Origin of the sequence: Mesorhizobium sp. CU3 (genome assembly GCF_006442965.1) — a bacterium.
GTDB lineage: Bacteria > Pseudomonadota > Alphaproteobacteria > Rhizobiales > Rhizobiaceae > Mesorhizobium.
The window spans coordinates 289,397-308,193 of record NZ_VFWX01000001.1; the positions used below are offsets into that span (position 1 = coordinate 289,397).

Sequence of the window (18,797 nt, forward strand, 5' to 3'; positions counted from 1 at the left end):
CCGATGCTTCCCCGTCGCGATTTCCTGGTGCTCGGTGGCGCGGCAGCAGCCGCCGCGTTGTTGCCCGGCCGGGCATTTGCGGAAACGCCCACCGGCGTCAAGCTGCACGGCCTGTCGGCCTTCGGCGACCTGAAATACAAGCCCGACTTCACCCATTTCGACTATGTCAATGTCGATGCGCCCAGGGGCGGGACCTTCAACTTCCAACCGTTCAACTGGGTTGCCAACCAGACCCCGCTGACTTTCAGCACGTTGAATTCGTTCGTCCCCAAAGGCGATGCGCCGCAGCGCATGGAAATGTGCTTCGACCAGTTGATGGCGAGGGCGCTCGACGAGCCGGACGCGGTCTATGGGTTGGTCGCCGAAAGCGTGACGATTTCGCAGGACCGCAACAGCTTCACATTCGCGCTGCGCCCGCAGGCGCGCTTCCATGACGGCACGCCGCTGACGGCCGAGGATGCGGCCTTTACCTTCAAGCTGTTGAAGGACAAGGGGCACCCGGACTTCTCGCTTTCACTGACGCATATGCAGGATGCCGTAGCGGTAGACGCCCGCACGCTTGAGCTCAAATTCTCGGGCAAGCAGGCATCTCGCACGATCCTGAACGTCGTCCAGATGCCGATCCTGTCGAAAGCCTTCTATACGGCCAACCCCTTCGATTCCTCGCAGATGAACCCTCCGTTGGGCTCCAGTGCCTACAAGGTCGGCCGATGGTCGGCCGGGGCCTGGATCGAATATGAGCGGGTGGCCGACTATTGGGGCGACGATCTCCCGGTCAATCGCGGCCAGAACAACTTCCAGCGCATCCGCATCGAGTTCTACCAGAACCGCAATGCCGCGTTCGAGGCTTTCAAGAAAGGCGAGATCCTCTACAGGGAGGAATCCGTGTCCCGTGTCTGGGCAAAGGGTTACGATTTTCCGGCGGTCACGGGCGGCAAGGTTGTGAAGCACGAGTTCCCCGCGGAAAAGGTGCCTTCCATGCAGGCCACCGCCGTAAACCAGAGGCGCGAACAATTTCGAGACTCCCGAGTGCGGCAGGCGATCGGGCTCTGCTTCGATTTCGAATGGACGCGGCGCAATTTCTTCTACGGTTCCTATGAGCGCTCGCAGTCCTGCTTCGAGAAATCGGACTATCGCGCCGAAGGCATGCCGTCGGCCCAAGAACTGACGCTGTTGGAGCCGCTGCGGGACCAAATCCCGCCCGAGACTTTTGGTGAAGCGGTGACCCAAGCCGTGTCGAACGGTTCCGGTCGCGACCGCCAATTGTTGGGCAAGGCGGCGAAGCTTCTCGTCGATGCTGGCTGGAAGCGCTCCGGCGAGTTTGTCGCGAACGACAAGGGCAGTCGGCTAACGGCCGAAATCCTCGTCGATGACGAAGCGTTCGTTCAGATCTATTCGCCCTGGGTCGACAATATGAAGGCTGTCGGAATCGATGCCTCCATACGGCTGGTCGATGCCGCCCAGTATCAGTTGCGACAAAACACGTTCGATTTCGATCTGATCTCCGCCGCCTTCAACTTCAGCGCCACGCCAACCCGAGACGATCTCGAGACCTTCTTCCAATCGCGAACCGCGACCATATCGGGTTCGCGCAACCTGCCGGGCATCGCAAGCCCCGGGATCGATGCGCTGATCGATGCTGTCGGCGCCGCCAAGGACCGCGACAGCCTGACGACAGCCATGCGCGCGCTCGACCGGGTCTTGCGCGCACGGCGCGATTGGATTCCAAGTTGGTATCTGGCGAATCACCGAAGCGCCTATTGGGACATGTTCGGCTTCCTCGAGCAGAAACCCGATTTCGGCTTTCCGGTCGAAGCGCTGTGGTGGGTCGACAAGGGCAAGGCGGCAAAGATTGGCAAAGCCTGACATGACTGTTCGCGCAGGGCCGGCTGCCTGATGGGCGCCTACATCCTGCGACGTATCCTTTTGATGATCCCGACGCTGTTCGGCATCATGGCGATTTCCTTCGCCGTCATCCAGTTCGCGCCGGGTGGCCCGGTTGAGCAGGTGATCGCCCGGCTCACCAACCAGGGCGGCAACGATCGTCTGGGCGGCGGCGGCGGCGATCCCGGCGCCAACACGGCCAATTTCGACATCGCCGGCGATGTCAGCTCGAAATATCGCGGCGCTCAGGGGCTGGACCCCGAATTCATCAAGAAGCTGGAGAAACAGTTCGGCTTCGACAAGCCGCCGCTCGAACGCTTCGGCATGATGCTGTGGAACTACATCCGCTTCGATTTCGGCGACAGCTATTTCCGTGACATCTCGGTGCTGAACCTGATCCTGGAGAAGATGCCGGTCTCGATCTCCATCGGCCTGTGGATCACGCTGCTGTCTTATCTGATCTCGATCCCGCTCGGCATCCGCAAGGCGGTCAAGGATGGCTCGACCTTCGACGTCTGGACCAGTGGCGTCGTCATCGTCGGCTATGCCATCCCGGGGTTCCTGTTCGGCATCATGCTCATGGTGCTGTTCGCGGGCGGCTCGTTCTGGGACTGGTTTCCGCTGCGCGGCATCGTTTCCGACAATTGGGATCAACTCTCCTGGCCGGACAAGATTGCCGATTATTTCTGGCACATGACGCTGCCGCTGACGGCGCTCGTCCTGTCGGCCTTCGCAACGACCACCCTGCTCACCAAGAACTCCTTCCTCGAAGAAATCCGCAAGCAATATGTGGTGACGGCGCGCGCCAAGGGCCTGTCGGAGCGCAAGGTGCTCTACGGCCACGTCTTCCGCAATGCCATGCTGATCGTCATTGCCGGCTTTCCCGGCGCCTTCATCTCGGCCTTCTTCACCGGCTCGCTGCTGATCGAGAACATCTTCTCGCTCGACGGCCTTGGCCTGCTCGGCTTCAAGTCGGTGATCGACCGCGATTATCCGGTGGTGTTCGCGACCCTCTATATCTTCTCGCTGCTCGGACTGTTCGTGAACCTGTTGTCCGACCTCATCTACACCTGGGTCGACCCGCGCATCGACTTTGAGCGGAGAGACGTCTGATGGCCGAAGCCGCGATCGAAAGCGCACCGGCACGGCCTCGAAAGCCGCGGCTTTCGCCGCTCAACCAGCGCCGTCTGCAGAACTTCAAGGCGAACCGGCGCGGCTACTGGTCGCTCTGGATCTTCCTGTTCCTGTTCGTACTGTCGCTGTTTTCCGAGCTGATCGCCAATGACAAGCCGATCATCGCTTCATACAAGGGCGAGATCCTGTTTCCGGTCCTGGTCGCCTATCCGGAGGAGAAGTTCGGCGGTTTCTATGCCGTCACCGATTATCGCGATCCGGTCATCCAGGACGAGATCAATGCCAATGGCTGGATGATCTGGCCGCCGGTCCGCTACTCCTATCAGACGGTCAACAATTCCATTCCGGAACCGGCGCCGGCAAAACCGTCCTGGCTCTACGACAAGAAGGCGCGCTGCAGCCAGTATCCGCAGGGCGAGGCCGATGCCAACTGCATCGTCGGCAACTGGAACTGGCTCGGCACCGACGACCAGGCGCGCGATGTCTTGGCGCGCGTGCTCTACGGCTTCCGGATTTCTGTTTTGTTCGGCCTTATCCTGACGATCGGTTCATCCTTGATCGGCATCGCAACCGGCGCAGCGCAAGGCTATTTCGGCGGCTGGACCGACCTTCTGTTCCAGCGCTTCATCGAGATCTGGTCGGCTATCCCGGTTCTCTATCTGCTGCTTATCGTCTCGGCCATCCTGCCGCCGGGCTTCTTCATCCTGCTCGGCTTGATGCTGTTGTTTTCATGGGTGGCGCTGGTCGGCGTGGTGCGGGCGGAATTCCTGCGCGCCCGCAACTTCGAATATGTCAACGCGGCCCGCGCACTCGGTGTGCCCAACCTCACAATCATGTTCCGGCATCTGTTGCCCAACGCCATGGTGGCGACGCTGACCTTCCTGCCCTTTATACTCAGCGGCTCGATCTCGACGCTTACCTCGCTCGACTATCTCGGCTTCGGCCTGCCGCCCGGCTCGGCCTCGCTCGGCGAGTTGCTGAAGCAGGCGCAGCGCAACCTCAACGCGCCATGGCTCGGCATTTCGGGCTTCGTCGTGATCTCGGTGATGCTGTCCCTGTTGGTTTTCATCGGCGAGGCGACGCGCGACGCCTTCGATCCGCGCAAGACGTTCAAATGAGCGAAGCCCTGCTGTCCGTCCAAGACCTGAGCGTCGCCTTCGCGCAAGGCGGCAAGCAGTCGATCGCCGTCGACCGTATCTCCTTCGATATCGCCAAGGGCGAAACCGTCGCCCTGGTCGGTGAATCCGGCTCGGGCAAATCGGTCTCGGCGCTATCGGTGCTGAAGCTCCTGCCCTACCCCGCCGCCAGCCATCCGTCGGGCAGGATCCTGTTCAACGGCGCCGATCTGCTCGCCATGAACGAGAAACAGCTTCGCCAAGTGCGCGGCAACAAGATCACCATGATCTTCCAGGAGCCGATGACCTCGCTCAACCCGCTGCACACGATCGAGCAGCAGATCGTCGAGGTGCTGCAGCTGCATCAGGGCATGCGCGACGCGCCGGCCCGGGCGCGCACGCTGGAGCTGCTCAACGAAGTCGGCATCCGCGATCCGCAAAAGCGCCTCGACGCCTACCCGCACCAGTTGTCCGGCGGCCAACGCCAGCGCGTCATGATCGCCATGGCTTTGGCCAACGAGCCGGAGCTGCTGATCGCCGACGAGCCGACGACGGCCCTCGACGTCACCGTGCAGGCACAGATCCTCGAACTGCTTGCCAAGCTGAAGGCCCGCAAGGGCATGTCACTGTTGTTCATCACGCACGACCTCGGCATCGTGCGCCGTATCGCCGACCGCGTCTGCGTGATGACCAAGGGCAAGATCGTCGAGAGCGGACCGACCAAGGAGATCTTCGCCAACCCGCAGCATGCCTATACCAAGCATCTCCTGGCGGCGGAGCCGAAGGGGAAGCCGCCGGCGGCCGATCCGGGCGCCAAGGCGGTGATGGCCGGCAAGGACATCAAGGTGTGGTTCCCGATCAAGAAGGGCTTCTTCCGCACCACGGTCGACCATGTGAAGGCGGTGGACGGCATCGACGTCACCGTGCGCGCCGGGCAGACGCTGGGCGTCGTCGGCGAATCCGGCTCGGGCAAGACGACGCTCGGGCTGGCGCTGGCCCGGATGATCTCCTCGAAGGGCACGATCAATTTCGACGGGCGCGACATCAACCAGCTCTCCTTCGGCGCCATGCGTCCGCTGAGGCGCGAGCTGCAGATCGTCTTCCAGGATCCGTTCGGGTCGCTCAGCCCGCGCCTATCGGTGTCCGAAATCATCGAGGAAGGCTTGAAGATCCACGAGCCGAAACTTTCTCCCGACGAGCGCGACGACAAGGTGGTCGCGGTGCTCAAGGAGGTCGGCCTCGATCCGGAAACGCGGCATCGCTATCCGCATGAGTTTTCTGGCGGCCAGCGCCAGCGCGTGGCGATAGCCCGCGCCATGGTGCTCAACCCACGCTTCGTCATGCTCGACGAACCGACCTCGGCGCTCGACATGAGCGTGCAGGCGCAGGTGGTGGACCTTTTGCGCAATCTGCAGGCCAAGCACAATCTTGCCTATCTCTTCATCAGCCACGATCTGAAGGTCGTGCGCGCGCTTGCCAATGACGTCATCGTCATGCGCAATGGCCAGATCGTCGAGGCCGGCCCCTCAGAACAGATTTTCAGCAGTCCGCAGACCGACTATACGCGGGCGCTGATGGCCGCAGCCTTCAAGATCGAGACGGCGCCGACCGGCGTGGTCAGCGAATAGTTATCTATTTCGCGCAAGTCCCGACGAAAAACCGCTACACTTTCCCGGAATTGCACCGGGACCGACAAACAGGGAAGAAAAATCCTCGCATGGAAAAAGGCAAAATCCTGCTTGCCCTCACCGGCATCCACCCGCAGCGATGGCATGAGTTGCTCTCGGCCGAGCGCGAGGTCGTGCTGGAGCCGAACGGTGCCGACGATCCGTCGATCACCTACGCGGTGGTGTGGAAGCAGAAGCCCAACCTTCTCAAGTCTCTGCCCAATCTGCGCGTCATCTTTTCGATCGGCGCCGGCGTCGACCATATCTTCGCCGATCCCGGCCTGCCCGACGTGCCGATCGTCAAGATCGTCGCCGACAATCTCACCCAGCACATGGTCGAATATGTGGTCTGGCGGGTGCTCGACCATCATCGCCAAGGCATGCTCTACCGGGCGCAGCAGCCGAAGAAAACCTGGCACGAGCCGCCGCAACGGGTGGCCGGCGACATTTCCGTCGGCATCATGGGGCTTGGCAGTCTCGGTCGCGCCGCGGCTTCGGCGCTCAAGTCGCTCGGCTTTGCCGTCAATGGCTGGTCACGCACCGACCGACCGATGAAAGGTGTTTCGACCTATTCCGGCGAAGCAGGGCTGATCCCGTTCCTCAATGCCACCGATATCCTGGTCGTGCTTTTGCCGCTGACGCCGCAAACCCAAGGGATCGTCAATTACGGGCTGCTCAAGGAACTGCGCAAGCGCAACGGCCTTGGCGGCGCGGTGCTGATCAATGCCGGGCGCGGACGGCTGCAGAAGGACGCCGATATATTGCGCGCGCTGGAGGATGGCACGCTGAAGGAGGCGAGCCTCGACGTGTTCGAGGTCGAGCCGCTGCCGAAGACCAGCCCGCTGTGGAGCCATCCGAAAGTGTTCGTGACGCCACATGCGGCGGCAACGTCGGACCCCACCCACCTTGTGCCGCCGATGCTTCGCCAGATGATGGCCTTCGAGCGCGGCGAAAAGCTTGAAAACCTGGTGGATCGCAAGGCCGGATACTAACTCAGGCTCAAGCCACATTCGCGGAAGCGCTGCTTGATTGCTTTCACGGAGGACAGATGCAGCTTCGGCAGGTCGAGCCCGTCGAACATCGTCCGGTAACGCTGGCGATTTCGCGGCGTGGTAACGGCGATGTGGCGGATCATGTCCCATTTGACGCTGTCTCGGCCGCCTTCGAGGGCGCCAACTCTGCCGGTCTCGAACAGCGTCCTGCGAAAATAGCGCAGCAAACTTGCGGGCGTTGAGACATCCAGCAGGATCAAACCCGTCGCCCGCTTGAACCGCTGCGGCATGCAGACCGAGTAGTTGCCGTCCATCACCCAGCGCTCGCCGGCGATCGCGGCATCATGCAAGGCAATGAACTCCGCCTTCGGGCGCTGCACCCAATCCGTGTTGGGCAGGTGAAAAAGCAGATCGAGATGGACGGCTTCCAGACCGCGCTTGCGGGCGATCGCGTTGGCGAGCGTAGACTTGCCGCTGTTGGACGGCCCGAGGATACAGATGCGATCGCCGAGATCCGAGAGGTGCATCGGGTGGGCTTTCAGGCGCAGGGGAAGCTCGTCGATCCGATCGATCCCGAAGCGGGATACCGGATAGCGAATTCTCAGGACAGTTTCGAGCCGGGCAGCCCGAAACTTTCCTTTTTCTTCGGCTTGCCGCAGTCGCGGCGCTCGATCGAGCGGTTCATGGCGTCGATCTGGCCGCTCGCCTTGTTCCTGTCGCGCTCGGCCTTGGAGCGCGTATCCGGCATGAACGGGCCGAAGCCCATCGCCGGATTGGAGAAGGTCGTCTTGGCGGTGACCGGAAGGTTGCTTTGCTGCGCCAGCGCGTTGCGCTGGGCGATGAGTTGGTCGCAGGGCACGTCGTCATATTGCAGCGCGGATTGCACATCCTCGTCCTGACGCTCGGCCATCGACGTGCCGCCGACACAGCCGGCAACCGTCAGGCAGGACGCTAACGCAACCATGGTCCAGCGCATGGATTTCTCCTCGTGATGTCTGCCCGCGCCACCCCGACCATGCCATTCAGGCTTTTTCGCAGCAAGCACGGGTTCATCCGGTTGGCGAATTCTTCTCCGAAGCAGTCGAAGCCAGGAAGCCAGCCACAATGGCAAGGCCTTCGACCGGATCGCGCCGGTCGTGCCGGATTACCGTAGTTTCCAGCGACAGGATCGCTAACTCGCTGGCGGAAAGCACGCGCCGCGCATAGGCCTCGGAATGGGCGTAGCGCCGTGACGGCTGCAAGGCGAAATCATCGCCGCCGGCAAGCGTCTCGACCGAGAAGGCGAACAGGCCGTCCTTGGCAAGCGTGCCTGCCACCGCGCCGACGATGCCTTGGAGCGCGCCGATGTAGATGAACACGTCGGCCGCGACCACGAGATCGGCCTTGGCGCGGTCATAGGCAAAATGCTGAAGGTCGGTTTTCGCGAGCCGGTCGTAAAGGCCCTTGGCACGCGCCTTCCTCAGCATGGCGGCCGAGATGTCGTAGCCCTCCAGCCGGTCGACGAACGGGCGCAGCCTTTCGCCCACTAGGCCGGTGCCACAGCCGAGGTCGAGCGCCAGTTGGAAACGCTCCGGCCTTGCCGCGCGGATCGCCCGGCACAGAACGTCCGGCAGTCCGTAGCCGAGTTTTCCGACGAGCGAATCCTCGAAACTGTCGGCGTAGTGGTCGAACAGGGTTTCGACGAAGGCGCTGGGCGGCGCCGCGGTTGCCGGCGCATGGCCGATCAGTTGCAGCTTCAGCGCGGCGCCCAGCCGGTCGGCGGGTTCGAGCTTCAGCGCCATCGCCCAGGCCTGCGCAGCCTGATCGAGCAGGCCTGCCGCCTCCTGCATCTCGCCGAGGCGGAACCAGCCGGCGGCCCATTGCGGCGTCAGCTCCAGCGCGCCGAGCAGAAGCTCCGCCGCCTGCGCCGGCTCGCCGGAGGCCGCGAGCATCTCGGCGAAATCGGCGCGGCGGTCGGCGGTCAAGTCGCCGGACGAGGCCTGGAGCGGTTTCATGCGCGAAGAATCCTACCGGCATTCGAACCGGCGGACGGCTGTAGGACGAGTCAGTAGTGTGTTGCAACAGGCTTCCCGGCGCGAATTTAGCCACTATCTTCGAGGCATGCGCGCCAGCGACCTGCTCAAATCCCGGCCGGAAGGCCTTTATTGCCCGCCCGGCGATTTCTTCATCGATCCGGTGCGGCCGGTGGAGCGCGCGCTGATCACCCACGGCCATTCCGACCACGCGCGCGCCGGCCACCGATCGGTGCTGGCGACGCAAGAGACGCTCGACATCATGGGGCTGCGTTACGGCGAGGATTTTGCCGGGACAACGCAGGCCGCGGCTCTCGGCCAGACAGTCGATGTCAATGGCGTGGCCGTCACCTTCCACCCCGCGGGGCACGTGCTGGGTTCGGCGCAGATCGCGGTCGAGCACCGGGGTATGCGCATCGTCGCGTCGGGCGACTACAAGCGCCACAAGGACGCCACCTGCCTGCCCTTCGAGCCCATCCGATGCGACGTGTTCATCACCGAGGCGACCTTCGGCCTGCCGGTGTTCCGCCATCCGCCGGACCATGAAGAAATCGCGCGCGTGCTGAAATCGGCGGCGCAGTTTCCCGAGCGCTCGCACCTGATCGGCGCCTATGCGCTCGGCAAGGCGCAGCGCGTGATGCGGCTGTTGCGCGATGCCGGCTACGACCGGCCGATCTACATCCATGGCGCACTGGCCAAGCTCAGCGAGTACTATCAGAGCCAGGGCATCGATCTCGGCAAGCTGGAGCCGGGCACGGTGGAGAGCGGCGCCAAGGCGGATTTCACTGGGGCCATCGTGGTCGGCCCGCCATCGGCCTTCGCCGACCGCTGGGCAAGGCGTTTTCCCGATCCGATTTCGTGCTTTGCGTCGGGCTGGATGCGCATCCGCCAGCGCGCCAAGCAAGGCGGCGTCGAGCTGCCGCTGATCATCTCCGACCATGCCGACTGGGACGAACTGACCGCCACGATCAAGGAGACCGGGGCTCAGGAAATCTGGGTGACGCATGGCCGCGAGGAGGCCTTGGTGCGCTGGTGCGAGTTGGAGGGCATCGCGGCGAAGCCGCTGCATCTGGTGGGGTATGAGGACGAGGGCGATTGAGGTGAACCGCTTCGCCGAACTCCTCGACCGTCTCGTGCTGACGCCGTCGCGCAACGGCAAGCTGACGCTATTGACCGATTATTTCCGCAGCGTCGAGGACCCAGACCGCGGGCTGGCGCTGGCGGCGATCACCGGCGACCTCAACATCGCCGCGGTGAAGCCGGCGATGCTGCGCGCGCTGGTAGTCGAACGCATGGACCCGGTGCTGTTCGGCTATTCCTACGACTATGTCGGCGACCTTGCCGAGACCGTGTCGCTGGTCTGGCCGCAGCCGCAAGGGCACATCGCCAACCGCGTGCCGACGCTGGCCGAAGTGGTCGGCAAATTGCAGACGGCGAGCCGTTCCGACGGACCGAAGGTGCTGGCGCGGCTGCTCGACGACGCCAGCATCTCGGCGCGCTTCGCAATCATCAAGCTGGTCACCGGGGGGTTGCGCATCGGCGTGTCGGCGCGGCTGGCCAAACAGGCGCTGGCCGATCTCGGCCAGGTCGACGTCGCCGAGATCGAGGAACTGTGGCACGGGCTGACGCCGCCCTACACCGAATTGTTCGCCTGGCTGGAAGGCCGGGCGGAGAAGCCGAAAAGTGCGGCACTCGCGCTGTTTCGGCCGGTGATGCTTGCCAACGCCGTCGACGACGGCGATCTGGCAAAGCTCGATCCGGCCGACTATGCGGCGGAATGGAAATGGGACGGCATCCGCGTGCAAGCGGTCTGCGAAGGCGGCGTACGCCGGCTCTATTCGCGCACCGGCGACGATGTCTCCGGCGCCTTTCCCGACCTTGCCGCGGCGATGCATTTCGAGGCCGCGCTCGACGGCGAGCTTCTGGTCGGCGATCCGCGCGAGGCGACCGGCACCTTCTCCGACCTGCAGAAGCGGCTGAACCGCAAGAGCGTGTCGCCAAAGATCCAGCAGCAATACCCCGCCTTCATGCGCTGCTACGACGCGCTGCAGATAAACGGCGATGATCTGCGCGCGCTGCCCTTCGGCGAACGCCGCAAGCGGCTCGAAGCCTTCGTGAGCACGCTCGATCCAAGCCGCTTCGACCTCTCGCCCTTCGTCACCTTCTCCGACTGGGAGACGCTGGAGAAGCTGCGCGCAGCGCCGCCGCATCCAATCATCGAGGGCGTTATGCTGAAGCGTTGGGATTCGCCCTATCTCGCCGGACGGCCGAAAGGCCCGTGGTTCAAGTGGAAGCGCGACCCGCACACGATCGACGCGGTGCTGATGTATGCGCAGCGCGGCCACGGCAAGCGCTCCAGCTTCTATTCCGACTACACGTTCGGCGTCTGGTCGGGGCCGGAGGGCGCCGAAGAACTGGTGCCGGTCGGCAAGGCCTATTTCGGCTTCACCGACGAGGAGCTGAAAGAGATCGACAAATATGTGCGCGACAACACCATCGAGCGCTTCGGCCCGGTGCGCTCGGTGCGCGCCGACCGCAAGAACGGGCTGGTGCTGGAAGTGGCGTTCGAAGGGCTCAACCGCTCGACCAGGCATAAATCCGGCGTCGCCATGCGGTTTCCGCGCATTTCGCGGCTGCGCTGGGACAAGCCGTCGGCCGAGGCCGACCGGATCGAGACGCTGCAGACGATGCTGGACCGTTGATCCTATTCCGCGATCGAAACGCGGATCTCGTAGATGTCGACCGACTTGCCCTGCTTGTCGAAGTCGGAGTTGACCGCGATGGTGCCGGCCGCGCCCGGATGCTTGTCGGGGAACTGGACGTCGAACAGATATTCGTTGCGCTCATGGCCGACCGCGTAGCGCTTGCGGCCGCAATCGCCGAGGTCGCCGAAATTGCAGTCGACCGAGATCTGCGTTTCCTTGCCCTCTTCCGAGCGGGCGACAATGTCGAACATGGCGTGCTTGCCGGCGAGCTTTTCCAACACGCCCTGGCCGACATCGAAGGCGACGGCCGAGCCGGACGCGCCGGAGCGGATGCGCAGGAACTGGCCGGTATCGTCCTTCATGACCTCGGCGGCGGCATCCGACGGCGTGCTGACATGGGTCGGGTCGCTGGGCGAAAAGACGTTGATCCAGTTTTTCGCCTGATCCGCCTCGCCCGGCTTCTGCGGCGAGCCGGGTTCGGGCGGCTGCGACGATGAGGACGAGTCCTCGTCATCCAGCGTCGGCGTCGGTTCGGGCGGGCCGGTGTTGAGCTCGGCCGCCGTCTTGAAGACACCGGTCTGCTTGGCGAAATAAAGGCCGATCCCGGCCGCCGCGATCAATGTCGCAACGACGAAGATCGCGGTGAGCGGCAGGCGCCGGCCCCGGATGCGGCGCTCGTCGCGGTCGGGCGCCACCTGGGCGCCGTTGCCGACGGGCGCGCCAGGCGAATCGTCGAGCGACGGCGCATCGGGAAGCTCGTCCGGCATGATGTCGGGAACGACCGGCAGCACGCGCGAGCGCGGCTGATCGTCCGGCTGCACCGGACCATCGACGGTGATATCGGGCGAAGGCGCGGCCTCGGCCGCCGGCTGCGGCGCGTCGACCGACGGCGCGGCGGAAGCGGCCGAAACCTCGACGCGCGGGGCTGGCGCGCCATTGCCCGGCGACGCGACATTTTCCGGCGGCAGGGTCACGTCCGGGACGGCAGGCAGGAATTCGGATTCGATTTCGGTGATCTTGGCCTGCACCGCCTTGCGGCGGCTGATGGCGGCTTCGACGGTGATGTTGGGATTGGCCTGCAAGACGCGATCGAGCGCGGCGAAGGCGGATCGATAGACCCTTTCGCGGAACGCCCTATCCTCGGCATTGCCTTTCTCGAAGGCATTGCGGATCGCTTTCTCGATGGCGTCCAAGCAAGCTCCCTCTCAGCGTTCGCTCCCCTGATCGTTAGCCGCAGCCGAACGATCAATCAACGGTGGGGTGGCTGCCTTGCCGGCGCATCCCAGGCCATTTCGGCATTTTTTGCTTGAGAATCAACAATTTTCGTCGTTCCGGCCGGATCGGCGAGAGGCTGGCGGCATAGGCAGGACGGCCGGATGACCGGCCGCCGACCGCCTCGCGCGGCGGTCCGGGGCAGGAATTGGCGGCCGCAAGGCCTGAATTCACCGCTCACCATCTTGAATTAGCGGCCGGTTGAGTCTATCACGCAGCCCATTCTGGAAGCGCACCGCTTCCCGGGCCGCTTTAGCTCAGTTGGTAGAGCACATCATTCGTAATGATGGGGTCGCGTGTTCGAGTCACGCAAGCGGCACCAGTTTTTCAACTCCCGTTTCCTGCGCCAAGCAGTCGAAGCATATCGACCATTGTCGCGACTCAGCTTTGGTGGAAAACTCCCTTTGTCAGCATGGGAGGTCGAAATGCCCAGTAGTTTCAAGACCGGAGACGTCGTCAAGCTGAAGTCCGGAGGCCCGGAAATGACCGTCAGCGACGGCGCGGCCTCCGGCACGTATCTGTGCCACTGGTTCAACCGCGACGGCGATGTCTGGACGCCGCAGCATGCCGGCTTCAAGCCGGATCAGTTGGTCGTGGTCGATCACCCGAAATAGCCGCCGCTGCTTCCGCGCTGGACGGCCCCGGTCCGGCGGCGCCGGATCGGTTGGTTTATTGTCTTTTCGAAAGGACCGACGGATTTCGTCGATGACCGCGTTCAACGGTTGAAGCGTGGCCGCCAATGGCCGTGCGCAACCGGAGACGACGCATGATCCGCCATTCGCTATTTGCCGTTGCCCTTGGCCTGCTGACCGCCAGCGCGGCGGTGGCCCAGACGACGACGCCGACCCCTGCCCCCGCGCCGGCGGCGCCGACCACCCCGGCCGCCAAGCCCGGCATCACGCTGGAGCAGTTCGAGGCCCGGCGGGAAAAGGCCTTCATGCGGGCCGACACCGACAATGACGGCAAGGTGAGCCTGGCTGAGTGGACCGCCTTCCAGACCGCGCGCAAGGCCAAGGGCGATCCGGCGAAATCCTTCGCGCGGATGGACACCAACAAGGACGGCTTTGTCGACAAGGCTGAGCTCGACGCTTTCCTGGCCAAACGTTTCGCGAAACTCGACAAGAACGGCGACGGCGTGCTCAGCGACGACGAGCGGCCAGGCCACAAATCCGCTGCCAATGAGGAGCAATGACCACGAGGTTATGCCGCGCAATGACAGACCTGAGCGCCCGCGTTGATGGGCGCCGATACGGACGAGGAACTGGTACGCCGCATCGGCGCCGGCGACCCCGCCGCCGTGCAGGCGATGGTAGCGCGCAAGCTGCCGCGCATCCTGGCCCTGGCCGCCCGCATGCTCGGCGATGCGGCCGAGGCAGAGGACGTCGCCCAGGAAACCTTCGTGCGCATCTGGCGCCATGCCGCGGGCTGGCGCCAGGAGCGCGCGCGCTTCGACACCTGGGTGCATCGCGTGGCCTTGAACCTCTGCTACGACCGGCTGCGCAGGCGCCGCGAATGGACCACGGACGAATTGCCGGAGGTGGCCGATGAAGCGCCGCTTCCCGATGCCATGCCGGGCGATGACGAGCGGCGGGTCGGCCGGGCGCTGCAGCGCATCGCGCCGCGCCAGCGCGAAGCGATCGTGCTGGTCTATTATCAGGACCTGTCCAACATCGAGGCAGCCAGCGCCATGCAGGTCAGCGTCGATGCGCTGGAAAGCCTGCTGGCGCGCGGCCGCCGCTCGCTGCAGGCGATCCTCGTCGGAGACGATGGCGATGATTGAGCTCGTGAAGGATTTGCCGGTTCTGCGGGGAACAGCGTGGGGGGCCACGCCGAAAAAGTGGAAGGGGGAACGAAATGGCTGAGAAGACAAGGGAAGGGCCGATGGATGCGAAGCGTTTCGCCGCGGTGGCCGACGCCTATGGCGGCGCCTTGCATCGCTGGCCCCGGGACGAACAGCCTGCGGCGCTGCTGTTTGCCGAGACCGAAGAAGGCCGCGCCATCCTGGCGGCCGCCGGCCGGCTCGACGCCATGCTCGACCGGCATCGCGTCGAGCAGCCCAGCCCGGCGCTCTATGGCACGATCGTCGCCAGGGCGACTGGCGAGGTCAGGCAGGTGCGCCGCCGGCGTCTCTGGTGGCTGGGCTTCGGACTGGCCGGCATCGGCCTCGCGGGCGCCGTGGCCGGCCTGGCGCTGGTGACCGTGGTCAGTCCGGAGCTTCCTTCCGACCGCTATGTCATGGATGCCAATGCGACGTCGTTCGGCGATGCCGGCCCCGACGCCGACCAGGCAGAGGAGGATTTATGAATCCCCGTCTTGTCGCGGCGTCGCTTGTGCTCAACGTCTTTCTGATCGGCGCGGCGGCCGGCGGGGCGGGCTGGCTGATCGGCAAGTCCAATCCGGTCTATTCGCTGGAATCGGCCGGCGGCAGGCTGCCGGCCGCGGACCGCAAGGTGTTCCGCCAGGCGCTACGCGAGGTTCGGCGGGAATCGCGGGACGTGATCCTCGACGGACAGGCCGCGAGGCGCGAGGCGGCGAACCTATTGCAGCAGCCGACCCTCGACACGGCGGCGCTGGCAGCGGCGCTCGAGCGGGCGCGCAATGCCGATGTCACCGTGCGCACGCGGCTGGAACAGCGCATCGTCGAATTCGCCGCATCGGGCTCGCTCGAAGACCGCCAGTTGCTGGCCGACGGCCTGTTGCGGCGCGCCACCAGGCAGCCACCGGCGCCCGCAAAAAAATCGCCATAGGCAGCGACGGAAAGGGCGAGCCCGCGCCGTTCAAGAAAGGAGGGACAGGCCTGCGGCCGCTCGATGCGGGGCAGGTTGTCTTCAACCTCGCGAACTTTGAGGAGTTTCCCATGAACAATCTGACGAAATATTCGGTCGCGGCCGCCCTTGCTATCGGCGGCACGGTCGCGGCAGGCGCCGCCTCGGCCATGCCGACCGCGCCGGTCACCGCGCCGGCAGTGGTCGAGCATGTCGCCTGGGGGTGCGGCCCGGGCTGGCATCCCAATTACTGGGGCCGCTGCGTTCCCTATCGGCGCGTCTACTATCCGGGCTACTATTGGGGCGGGCCTTCCATCTATATCGGCCCGGCCTGGCATCCGTATCACCGCTGGCACCACTGGCGCCGCTGGTAAGGGCCGCCTCATGATGCCGGTGCTGCGGCCGGCATCGTGAGACCTTGCTATCGATAAAATTTGCCGGCCGACGCGAACGGCGTCGGCTTCAGACGGAGGCTCCGTTGGCCGCACCCGTTTCGAATTCCTTGGCGCCGGATCCGGCGTTGGTCGCGCTCAACCGCTTCGGGCTCGGCGCGAAGCCGGACAGCGATCTCGGCAAGATTGCCAAGGACGCGCGCAACTACCTCAAGGCCGAACTTAAGCAGCAGGACATCGCGCTCGTTTCGGTCGACGAGCGGACCAATGCCGGGCTTCTGGACAGCACCGCCGCGATCGAGGCCAGCATGGCGGCGGCCATGGAGCGCAAGACGGCGCGGGACGAAAAAGCCGCGGCCGCCGCCATGCAGCCGGCCGCCATGGACAAGCCAGCCGACCCGGCCCCGAGCAAAGCCGACGCCAACGCCAGCCCTAACGCCAAGGCCAAGCCTGCCGTCCAACCGGTGGAGGCCGACATCTACCGCGCCGAAGCGCAAGCCCGCTTCGACAAGGCGCTCGGCGCCGACGCCGGCTTCGTCGAGAGGCTGGTCGGCTTCTGGTCGAACCATTTCTGCGTTTCCGTCGCCAAGGGCCAGATCGTGCGGGCGAGCGCCGGTGCTTTCGAGCGCGAGGCGATCCGCCCCTTCGTGCTCGGCCGCTTCGCCGACATGCTGCTTGCCGTCGAGCACCACCCGGCGATGCTGTTCTATCTCGACAACCAGCAATCGATCGGGCCCGACTCACGCGCCGGCAAAAGGCGCGGCCGCGGCCTCAACGAGAACCTCGCCCGAGAGATCATGGAATTGCATACGCTCGGCGTCGGCAGCGGCTACAGCCAAACCGACGTGACTAGCTTTGCAGGCATGCTGACCGGTTGGACGATGGCCGGGCGCGAGGGACGGCTGGGCGAGCCCGGCACCTTCGTCTTCAACGCCAATGCGCACCAGCCGGGCCAGGCGGTGCTGCTCGGCAAGACCTATCCGGACGGCGGCATGGGTCAGGCGGAGGCGGCGCTCAACGACATTGCCGGCCAGCCTGCGACCGCGCAGCACATCGCCACCAAGCTCGCCCGCCATTTCATCGCCGACGACCCGCCGCCGGCGGCGGTCGCCCGCTTGGCGAGAGTCTTCGCTAAGACCGACGGCGATTTGCGGGCGCTGGCAGTGACGCTGATCGATATGCCGGAGACGTGGTCGACGCCCTTGGCCAAGCTGCGCTCGCCCTTCGACTATGTGATGGCCCTGCGCCGCGCTATAGCTGCATCGGCCGGCAACGAGCCGCAGCGGACGCTGCACTGGCTGATGGCGCTCGGCCAGCCGCTCTGGGAGCCGCCCGGACCGAACGGCTTTCCCGACAGCACCGATGCCTGGGCGTCGGCCGAAGGCATGAAGACCCGTCTCGACATCGCCTGGCAGGCCGCCAGGCAGGCCAACGACATCGGCAATCCCAACCAGATGCTGGCATCCCTGATCGGCCCATCCGTCTCCGACGAGACGCGGGCGGCGATTTCGCGCGCCGAATCCAAGCAGCAGGGGCTGGCGCTGCTGTTGATGGCGCCCGAATTCCAGCGCCGGTGAACGGCAAGGAGGTGCGACCATGAGGCTTTTGTGCGAAACCCCGAACCTGTCGCGCCGCACCGTGCTGATGACCGGCGGTGCGCTGTTTGCCTGGGCCTATCTGCCGCGCTTCGCCCGCGCTGCCGACAATCGCGATCCGCGCCTGATCGTCATCGTGCTGCGCGGCGCGCTGGACGGGCTGTCGACGGTCGGGCCGGTCGGCGACCCGGACTATGCCGGCCTGCATGGCGACATCGCGCTTTCGCTCTCAGGCGCCACCCCGGCATTGCCGCTCGACGGTTTCTTCGCGGTCAACCCGGCGATGCCGGTGTTTGCGCGCCTGTTCAAGGCGGGGCAGGCGGCCGTCGTGCATGCGGCGGCGACCGGCTATCGCGACCGCTCGCATTTCGACGGCCAGGACGTGCTGGAAAGCGGCCTGCCCGGCCCCGGCAACGCCACGACCGGCTGGCTCAACCGGGCGATCGCCAGCCTTCCGGCCGGCGACCGGATCGCCCGGGCGGGCGGGCTCGCGGTCGGACCGTCGACGCCGCTGGTGATCCGAGGCGCAGCACCCGTGCTCGGCTGGGCGCCGCAGGCGTTGCCGACACCCGGCGATGCGTTGGCCGAGCGTGTGCTCGACCTCTACAACCACCGCGACCCGGTGCTGGCGGCGGCGCTGCAGAAAGGCCTCGACGCCGACCGCATGGCAATGGGCGACCAGCTCGACGGCAAGACGATGAAGCCGAAGGGCGGCCTCGACAATGCCGCCGGCATGCGCCAGTCGGCGCAGGGCGCCGCCAGGCTGATGGCGGCCGACGACGGACCGCGCATCGCCGCGCTCGCCTTCGACGGCTGGGACACGCATGTCAACGAAGGCGGCGCCACAGGCCGGCTCGCCAACCTGCTCGGCGGCCTCGACGGCGCCTTCGACGAATTCGAGAAGGGGCTCGGCGAGCGCTGGAAGGACACGGCAATCGTCGCCATCACCGAGTTCGGCCGCACGGCGCGCATCAACGGCACGGTCGGCACCGATCACGGCACCGGCACGGTGGTGCTTCTGGCCGGCGGTGCGATCAAGGGCGGCCGCATCATCGCCGACTGGCCGGGGCTGAAGCCGACGCAGCTCTATCAACAGCGCGATCTTGCGCCGACCAGCGATGTGCGCGGCGTGCTCAAGGGATTGCTGGCGGATCAGTTCGGGCTCTCGGCCGCGGTGCTCGGCGACAAGGTGTTTCCGGAGTCGGCGGCGGTGAAGCCGATGCGGGATCTGGTGGCGTGAGCGACGCCTTTCTCCATCGGTGAT

Annotated in this window: 19 protein-coding genes and 1 tRNA gene; 16 read left to right on the plus strand and 4 right to left on the minus strand. The window is 65.1% G+C overall.

Annotated features, from left to right (window positions below):
- Positions 1-3: 3 nt before the first annotated feature.
- From FJ988_RS01390 to FJ988_RS01410, 5 genes are all read left to right on the plus strand, one after another.
- Positions 4-1,866 carry an extracellular solute-binding protein gene (locus FJ988_RS01390; RefSeq protein ID WP_246688403.1) on the plus strand — a complete coding sequence of 621 codons (1,863 nt, stop codon included), beginning with the start codon at positions 4-6 and terminating at the stop codon, positions 1,864-1,866.
- A 30-nt stretch (positions 1,867-1,896) separates the two neighbouring features.
- A complete protein-coding gene (locus FJ988_RS01395; protein ID WP_140814952.1) occupies positions 1,897-2,997 on the plus strand; it encodes a microcin C ABC transporter permease YejB in 1,101 nt (366 codons plus the stop codon).
- Positions 2,997-4,136: an ABC transporter permease gene (locus tag FJ988_RS01400; protein WP_140814953.1), complete on the plus strand. Its 1,140-nt coding sequence runs from the start codon at positions 2,997-2,999 to the stop codon at positions 4,134-4,136. Before FJ988_RS01395 ends, FJ988_RS01400 begins: the two co-directional genes overlap by 1 nt.
- Positions 4,133-5,761, plus strand: a complete 1,629-nt coding sequence (locus FJ988_RS01405) for an ABC transporter ATP-binding protein (protein WP_140814954.1) — start codon at positions 4,133-4,135, stop codon at positions 5,759-5,761. Before FJ988_RS01400 ends, FJ988_RS01405 begins: the two co-directional genes overlap by 4 nt.
- Positions 5,762-5,850: 89 nt before the next feature.
- On the plus strand, positions 5,851-6,792 hold the full coding sequence (locus FJ988_RS01410; protein WP_140814955.1) for a glyoxylate/hydroxypyruvate reductase A: 942 nt from the start codon (positions 5,851-5,853) through the stop codon (positions 6,790-6,792).
- Here FJ988_RS01410 and FJ988_RS01415 read toward each other — a convergent pair.
- The 3 genes from FJ988_RS01415 to FJ988_RS01425 all read right to left on the minus strand — a co-directional run bounded on the left by FJ988_RS01415 (position 6,789) and on the right by FJ988_RS01425 (position 8,786).
- Positions 6,789-7,319 (minus strand): AAA family ATPase, encoded by a 531-nt coding sequence (locus tag FJ988_RS01415; protein ID WP_140814956.1) that lies wholly within the window; start codon positions 7,317-7,319, stop codon positions 6,789-6,791. The genes FJ988_RS01410 and FJ988_RS01415 overlap by 4 nt on opposite strands.
- A gap of 74 nt (positions 7,320-7,393) precedes the next feature.
- Positions 7,394-7,768: a hypothetical protein gene (locus FJ988_RS01420; protein ID WP_140814957.1), complete on the minus strand. Its 375-nt coding sequence runs from the start codon at positions 7,766-7,768 to the stop codon at positions 7,394-7,396.
- Positions 7,769-7,841: 73 nt separating this feature from the next.
- Positions 7,842-8,786 carry a class I SAM-dependent methyltransferase gene (locus FJ988_RS01425; protein WP_140814958.1) on the minus strand — a complete coding sequence of 315 codons (945 nt, stop codon included), beginning with the start codon at positions 8,784-8,786 and terminating at the stop codon, positions 7,842-7,844.
- A 106-nt stretch (positions 8,787-8,892) separates the two neighbouring features.
- Here FJ988_RS01425 and FJ988_RS01430 point away from each other — a divergent pair, with 106 nt between their 5' ends.
- A complete protein-coding gene (locus tag FJ988_RS01430; RefSeq protein ID WP_140814959.1) occupies positions 8,893-9,903 on the plus strand; it encodes a ligase-associated DNA damage response exonuclease in 1,011 nt (336 codons plus the stop codon).
- A gap of 1 nt (position 9,904) precedes the next feature.
- Positions 9,905-11,506 (plus strand): cisplatin damage response ATP-dependent DNA ligase, encoded by a 1,602-nt coding sequence (locus tag FJ988_RS01435; RefSeq protein ID WP_140814960.1) that lies wholly within the window; start codon positions 9,905-9,907, stop codon positions 11,504-11,506.
- Between the two features lie 2 nt (positions 11,507-11,508).
- Here FJ988_RS01435 and FJ988_RS01440 read toward each other — a convergent pair whose 3' ends face one another.
- The gene (locus FJ988_RS01440) at positions 11,509-12,702 is read right to left on the minus strand and encodes a hypothetical protein (RefSeq protein ID WP_140814961.1); all 1,194 of its coding nucleotides are present in this window, start codon (positions 12,700-12,702) and stop codon (positions 11,509-11,511) included.
- A gap of 325 nt (positions 12,703-13,027) precedes the next feature.
- Here FJ988_RS01440 and FJ988_RS01445 point away from each other — a divergent pair.
- The 9 genes from FJ988_RS01445 to FJ988_RS01485 all read left to right on the plus strand — a co-directional run bounded on the left by FJ988_RS01445 (position 13,028) and on the right by FJ988_RS01485 (position 18,773).
- Positions 13,028-13,103: transfer RNA gene (locus FJ988_RS01445), tRNA-Thr, on the plus strand.
- A 103-nt stretch (positions 13,104-13,206) separates the two neighbouring features.
- Positions 13,207-13,395, plus strand: a complete 189-nt coding sequence (locus FJ988_RS01450; RefSeq protein ID WP_140814962.1) for a YodC family protein — start codon at positions 13,207-13,209, stop codon at positions 13,393-13,395.
- 152 nt (positions 13,396-13,547) lie between these two features.
- A complete protein-coding gene (locus FJ988_RS01455) occupies positions 13,548-13,973 on the plus strand; it encodes an EF-hand domain-containing protein (protein WP_140814963.1) in 426 nt (141 codons plus the stop codon).
- Between the two features lie 45 nt (positions 13,974-14,018).
- On the plus strand, positions 14,019-14,561 hold the full coding sequence (locus FJ988_RS01460) for an RNA polymerase sigma factor (protein ID WP_140814964.1): 543 nt from the start codon (positions 14,019-14,021) through the stop codon (positions 14,559-14,561).
- Positions 14,562-14,635: 74 nt separating this feature from the next.
- On the plus strand, positions 14,636-15,085 hold the full coding sequence (locus FJ988_RS01465; RefSeq protein ID WP_140814965.1) for a hypothetical protein: 450 nt from the start codon (positions 14,636-14,638) through the stop codon (positions 15,083-15,085).
- Positions 15,082-15,528, plus strand: coding sequence for a periplasmic heavy metal sensor (locus tag FJ988_RS01470; RefSeq protein ID WP_140814966.1), 447 nt, complete (start codon positions 15,082-15,084; stop codon positions 15,526-15,528). Before FJ988_RS01465 ends, FJ988_RS01470 begins: the two co-directional genes overlap by 4 nt.
- A 110-nt stretch (positions 15,529-15,638) precedes the next feature.
- Positions 15,639-15,920, plus strand: coding sequence for a GCG_CRPN prefix-to-repeats domain-containing protein (locus FJ988_RS01475; protein WP_140814967.1), 282 nt, complete (start codon positions 15,639-15,641; stop codon positions 15,918-15,920).
- A 104-nt stretch (positions 15,921-16,024) separates the two neighbouring features.
- Complete coding sequence (locus tag FJ988_RS01480) at positions 16,025-17,515, plus strand: DUF1800 family protein (RefSeq protein WP_246688404.1); 1,491 nt, start codon at positions 16,025-16,027, stop codon at positions 17,513-17,515.
- Between the two features lie 19 nt (positions 17,516-17,534).
- Positions 17,535-18,773 carry a DUF1501 domain-containing protein gene (locus FJ988_RS01485; RefSeq protein ID WP_140814968.1) on the plus strand — a complete coding sequence of 413 codons (1,239 nt, stop codon included), beginning with the start codon at positions 17,535-17,537 and terminating at the stop codon, positions 18,771-18,773.
- The last annotated feature ends 24 nt before the right edge of the window (positions 18,774-18,797 follow it).